10 protein-coding genes are annotated in these 5497 nt (G+C 46.2%); all 10 read right to left on the reverse strand.

Annotation, left to right across the window (positions count from 1 at the left end):
* Positions 1–60: 60 nt before the first annotated feature.
* The gene (locus H5P27_RS09600; RefSeq protein WP_185660183.1) at positions 61–564 is read right to left on the reverse strand and encodes a hypothetical protein; all 504 of its coding nucleotides are present in this window, start codon (positions 562–564) and stop codon (positions 61–63) included.
* Positions 565–597: 33 nt separating this feature from the next.
* Positions 598–1149 carry a DUF308 domain-containing protein gene (locus H5P27_RS09605; RefSeq protein ID WP_185660184.1) on the reverse strand — a complete coding sequence of 184 codons (552 nt, stop codon included), beginning with the start codon at positions 1147–1149 and terminating at the stop codon, positions 598–600.
* A 329-nt stretch (positions 1150–1478) separates the two neighbouring features.
* Positions 1479–1931, reverse strand: coding sequence for a hypothetical protein (locus H5P27_RS09610; protein WP_185660199.1), 453 nt, complete (start codon positions 1929–1931; stop codon positions 1479–1481).
* Positions 1932–1998: 67 nt separating this feature from the next.
* The gene (locus H5P27_RS09615) at positions 1999–2334 is read right to left on the reverse strand and encodes a hypothetical protein (RefSeq protein ID WP_185660192.1); all 336 of its coding nucleotides are present in this window, start codon (positions 2332–2334) and stop codon (positions 1999–2001) included.
* A gap of 139 nt (positions 2335–2473) precedes the next feature.
* Positions 2474–2815, reverse strand: a complete 342-nt coding sequence (locus H5P27_RS09620) for a hypothetical protein (protein ID WP_185660193.1) — start codon at positions 2813–2815, stop codon at positions 2474–2476.
* A gap of 82 nt (positions 2816–2897) precedes the next feature.
* On the reverse strand, positions 2898–3287 hold the full coding sequence (locus tag H5P27_RS09625) for an SMI1/KNR4 family protein (RefSeq protein WP_185660194.1): 390 nt from the start codon (positions 3285–3287) through the stop codon (positions 2898–2900).
* A gap of 73 nt (positions 3288–3360) precedes the next feature.
* Positions 3361–3783, reverse strand: a complete 423-nt coding sequence (locus H5P27_RS09630) for a hypothetical protein (protein WP_185660195.1) — start codon at positions 3781–3783, stop codon at positions 3361–3363.
* An 84-nt stretch (positions 3784–3867) separates the two neighbouring features.
* Positions 3868–4536 (reverse strand): YkgJ family cysteine cluster protein, encoded by a 669-nt coding sequence (locus tag H5P27_RS09635; RefSeq protein WP_185660196.1) that lies wholly within the window; start codon positions 4534–4536, stop codon positions 3868–3870.
* A gap of 57 nt (positions 4537–4593) precedes the next feature.
* Complete coding sequence (locus H5P27_RS09640) at positions 4594–4950, reverse strand: hypothetical protein (RefSeq protein ID WP_185660197.1); 357 nt, start codon at positions 4948–4950, stop codon at positions 4594–4596.
* A gap of 93 nt (positions 4951–5043) precedes the next feature.
* The coding region (locus tag H5P27_RS09645) for a hypothetical protein (protein WP_221774668.1) at positions 5044–5497 on the reverse strand (454 nt) is incomplete at its 5' end.

Here is a 5497-nt window from a genome sequence, read left to right on the forward strand (position 1 = left end):
TAACGCTAAGGTCTGGTGACGGCGGCGTTAGCCGACGTTGCCAGCACCGTCTGGTTAGCTCTAGTTTTTAACTTTTCCATTCTCAATTTGAAGAGTTGCGATGGATGAAAAATGGGTGCCAAGACTGGTGAAACCTAGTGAACCATCGTATTCAGAATCATCATATTTCATGAATGTGATGTATCTCCCATCTTTAGGTCTAGGCATCTCGTATTCTTCGTTTTTCTTGAACCACGCATCCAAATCAATCTCGGTCGTTTCAGTCTCTCCTGGCTTTAGGTTGCTGAAATCGGGTACAGACGCTTCGGTCTCTCCAACGAAAAAGACTTTTGTCACTTCGTCCTCTTCGTTTATTAAATAGAGTCGATACCCCCAATACTGGTCGCCATTCGAAGTACTCTGGTTTCGGTAGTAGCTAATTTCTCTTTGAGATTGGTTCGACCATCGAACAAATGCTGATCCAGCATCGAAACTTAAGTCCATGCTTACGTCTTCTATCGCCGACAGTCTCACGAAGAGTGTAGTCAGGGTAAGGGGCAGAAATGCCAATTTGGGGATCTTCATTTTTTTAGCTAACGTGAAAGCCATACGCGTAGGTCAGCGCGGAGCGCTGGCCGGAGTTGTATGGGCTGACTGGTTAGAATTCATTTTTGCATCTTCGGAGTTGAAGCGTACTGCGTAATGATTGCACAGGTCGATGACATGCTCGTAGACCTCCGCTTTTTTCAACTCTTCGATTCTGAAGTATAGGTTTGGAGTCGCTTCGCACGAGATTCGAAGCCAACCGTCTTTTTCTTCCCAAACCGACGCCATCGCCCAATCCACTCGGATATCGAGTTTATCGCAGCTGATCCGAAGATCTCTATCGTTCACTTCATAGGTCACTTCGCCTTGGAGAAACTTCGAATTTGTAAACCAACGATTGAAAGTTCCTGCGCTCTTCTTTCCTAGAAAGAAAGCTAGACCAACGAGAAGTAGGATCGCTACTCCGATTACTATCGTGTACGGAGAAAGCAGGCAGACTACGCCAATCAGAATCGCTAGCGTTAGTCTTAGTGGCTTGCTTTTCCTCGAGAAGAGTCCGGTCAAATACACGTACTCTTCTCGTGTGAAGGTATGAGAATGCGTGTATCTGAATTTTGGGGTCATTATTATTTTCTAACGCGGAGGTGATACATGAGCGACAACACTAAAAAGCATCAACCTTCAATTCGCGGTACTGTCGCGAATTGTATCGACCGTCTTGTTCTGGGTGTCGGAAAACGGGATTCGCGAGGGGATTTCAGGCTGCATGGGGGAGGTGGGTGAGTGCTGCCGTTTCTAAGCGTTTTTGCGGATAAGGCAAGCGGAAGTTGGCCAGCGCGGCCAGCAGGGCCCTAAGGGCGGACGCCGGGCCGGGGCGAGGGGCCCCGAAGGCGGCCTTGGCCCATTTCTCGGCGTTGTGCACGCAGCAGTACGCTGAGACCATACGACGAGGCCTAGGCTTGGCCTCCATGTCTGAGGTCGTCGATTTCTGAGGGTTCGTTTTGAAAGAGGCGGGCGTTTGCCGAAGTTGTATGCGTCGACTGGTTGGAAAAATTTCTCATTAACTGTGCAACGGGTCCTACAACGGATAGGCCACAGCACCAACTCGCTGAAATAACGATATTTCGTATGGATCCGATGATCAAGAAATCTGGAATCTCATCTTCTCCCACGTATAAAGTCAGAAGTTCTTTCAAATTCATTTGTTCTCGTTGGAGAACGTAAATCATACCCAGTGATACTTGAACGAATGCAAGCAGGAGAACTAACCTACTCAATCTACTGTTTTTATTTTTGAATACGATAAGAAGCTGGGTGACGGTCAGGATAATCAAGAACGCAAGGAGGGGCAATGGCACATAGTGTGTCAAAATAGTTGGTAACCCTTCTGTAGCTAAGATCTTCATTTATTCTTCCAACGCAGAGCTCAGACGCGGCGGCTTGCCGACGTTGTCTGAAGCGACTTGATATGTGTTATTTTGCTTTCCCTTCGCATCGAAAAGCGAACTCTGAATCTTCAGTCGAATAGATGTATCCGATTTTTGATTCTTTTGCTTTTTCTAGTATCCGTGTGCAGTCCTCTAGCGCCTGATCCACCGATTCGATCTTCAGTCCGGAGTCGATCATCTTCTTTAGGATTTTCTGTGGAGTCAGATCAACGCCAGTGAATACGGTCATGAATCTTTCTATTTTCTTTCCATTCTTTGTGGATACCAGATTCAAGCCGCCTTCAAGTCGGTGGGGTAGGACGAAGTCAGAACCTCTGGGGCGTTTTTCGCCGGTAGTGGCTATGAAGTATTTCTTCGTCATGATTTCTTCACATATCGTGAAGGTCATACGCGAGGGCTGTGAAACCGTCGTGCAGGAAGTTGTGAGGATATGTCCTTGCTGCTGCCACAACTCGGGCGCTTGGCCCGAGTTGTATGGACCGACTGGTTAGCCTCTTCTTTCATTTCCATAGTAGGTTTTCAATCTCATCAAATCTTTCGGCTATCTTTAGAAATGTATCAGCCCAGCCACTACTTAAGCTTACCTCTTGAATTGGACCGGTTGGTGCGAACAAAACCGATACCTCTAGGTTTGGTGGTAGAACTCCAGAAAGAATCGATTCTTTGATCTTCTGTATCTCTGCAATCGCCTCTTCGCTGGAATTCCATGATGACCAAATGAAATCGTTCCCTTCGATGTTAAGTAGCTCGATAGTGGATTCGAGTAGATTCAAAAGGCTCTGATTCGGATCAGACCTATCGATTCCGTCATGAATTAGAGCCTTTGTTCGTTCGAGGTTCATTCTTTTGGCTAACGCTGAGGTCAGACGACGGCGGCGCTAGCCGACGTTGTCTGAACCGACTTGTTATGCTTGTTTTCATCTTCTATTCTTTGTCCCATTCTTCGGCCATTTCTTTTAGGTACTCAACGAGCATTTCTGGTTCATGTGCCAAAATCTCGTATTCGTAAATGCAGTCATAGTCGTGATTGGCTAAAACTGCAGGTGGTGAGTCATGTGAAAGGTCGAAGTAGTAAATCATGTGCCCAGGATCGCTTCCAATCGCAAAGAAGTGGTCGAACCATGGAAGGTGATAATACCCTTCTTTTCTTAGTTCTTTGTTCAGAGCGATTACCGCCGCTGGGTCACGAAGGATCTCCTTCTCTTCGAGTATCCTTTTCGGTAGATGATTTACTTCGGCAAGAAACTTTTTGATCTCATCGGGTATAGTGAGCGAGAGTTCGCTTGAGATCATTTCTATGCTTTCGCCATTCATTTCTTTTTCTGCATAACGTCAAAGTGAGGCGACGGCGGCGTTAGCCGACGTTGCCTCGACTGCCTTGTTCGCACTAATTTTCATTCTTAATAACTTCGGCGTCTGGTCCGTAGTACTCTCCCTCAGCGCCCATTAGATCTGCGTTTAGTTTCTTCGCTATTCGATACATTTCCTTGATCGTTTCATCATTTGGACCATCGCAAGAAATGACCCCTTCAGAATAAGTGAACCACCCGATTATCTCTCCTTCTTTATTTAAGCAGGCGGTTAGTCCTTCCTGATTGATTCGTATTTTGTCTTCTCCAGATCCGGCTTCGGCGTACCCATCCAAGCGTAGCGATGGTGTCGAATCAACGAGTTCTTTCCATTCTTTAAACGTGATCTGTTGCTCGGGTTCAGCATCCCAAAGCTCGTCGGATCGTGTAATGTATATGTTGTAGCCCATGGCTGTGGTGATATGTATGCAGAAAACTGCTACTGCTAAAATCGACTTCATTCTATTTTTTTGCGAACGTCGAGGACATACGCGGAGGCTAGCGCGGAGCGCTGGCCGGAGTTGTATGGTCCGTCTGGTTCGCTCTTATTTTTTAGGTGTTTGTATCGCCGTAGTAAATGTCTTCTTCTTGTTTTTCCATCGCTTGAATGGCTTAGTTGAATCGATTGCTTCTAAAAGCGAAGATGCCAATTCGTAACCCTGACTATCATAGCCTTCGATCATGTATAAATATGAAACCAGATTTTCTGCCTTACCGGTTGCCTCGATAAGGGTCGGTGACTTGGTTCCTGGAAATTCTAGATCATTAGGGTGTTCGTAAGAGTAGATGCATCCCTTTACGTCTTGAGCGTGATGCCGCCTGCATCCCATCGGCCTAACTTGGTATACTGAACAGGAACCGTTCTTCAGCAATGGACACTTCATGTTTGTGGCCATGTGCTCTGTGTAGCTGAGAGTTGATGCAGCCTCTTTGTATGTAACTAAAGACTTCTTTAACTCTTCGATGTCTTCGTCTGTCCATCTTTCTTTGATGAAGCTAGCAATCAGCAGGATCTCGTGTGATCTCGCGTCGACACGAAAGTGACAACAATGGGAACAACCTTTGGTGCAGTCTAGCCTGATGCTGTGTCGGTCAATGCACTTCTGTTGGTTGTCGCCGATGAAAGTGTACCCGTCCTTCAGTACGTTCAGTGCTATTCTATAGCCGATGGCACCTCTGAGTTTTGCTTGAAGGATTTGGTAGGTATCTTTCATTTTTTAGCGAACGTGAAATCCATAGGCGTAGGTCAGCGCGGAGCGCTGGCCGAAGTTCTATGGGATGACTGGTTGGACCAGCTTTCTTAATTTGGTTAGTTCCTCTTGGTAGGTTTGTTTCTTAGAGTTCGGCAGTTTGTCGAAGGATTCTTTCGCTAGATCTTCCAGATAGGCTAAAACCCCTTCAATGTACTTTCGTTCTTCTTCGCTGGGAGGTGTCTTCAGGTACACCTCTATGTCTAGGATTGCTCTTCTCGAGTACAAATCGACTAGTTTCCAATTCTCGGATAGAAATGCTGAAATAGAGAGTGAAATATCGGATACAATGCTGTGCTCGGCTTTGTTTCTCCGATGCCACATGCTTGGGACGAATCCTTCCGAGTTTAGAAGTTTGTGCCAGTCTGATATTTTCATTTTTTGTCCAACGTGAAAGCCATACGCGTAGGTCAGCGCGGAGCGCTGGCCGGAGTTGTATGGGCTGACTGGTTGGACAGTCTTTCTTTTCTTTTACTCATTTATAGTGGTCTCATTGTCATGGACTTCTTGGGTTTCCTGCTGTGGTCCTTTTCGAGAGTCCATGAAGTCCTTGATCAACAGAGTGACGAATACTGTGATGGCGACTGTGATAGCATGTGAAATGAAGAATCCGACTTTCTTCATGGACGCTTTAGCAACGGTCTTTGATACACCTGAGACGGAGTTCTCCGCTCTTTTCTTTCGTTCGTTTCCGAGTGCTTCTCGACCGTGTGAAGTGATCGCCAGATTAACTAGGAGGTATCTTATTTTTCCTCGTTCTGGAATCTTCGTTTTTCCGGTGTACGATGCCCATCCTCTTTCACAAATCTCGTATGCAAGGACGCTCTCGTCTTCTGGCTTTCTTCCGAATATAGAGAGCATCCCTTCAGTTTCCAGTTTGGAGAGGAGATTGAATTCAGGGTCAGTCATTTCTTTTTGGTCCAAC

This window comes from Pelagicoccus albus, assembly GCF_014230145.1.
Taxonomy (GTDB): domain Bacteria; phylum Verrucomicrobiota; class Verrucomicrobiia; order Opitutales; family Opitutaceae; genus Pelagicoccus; species Pelagicoccus albus.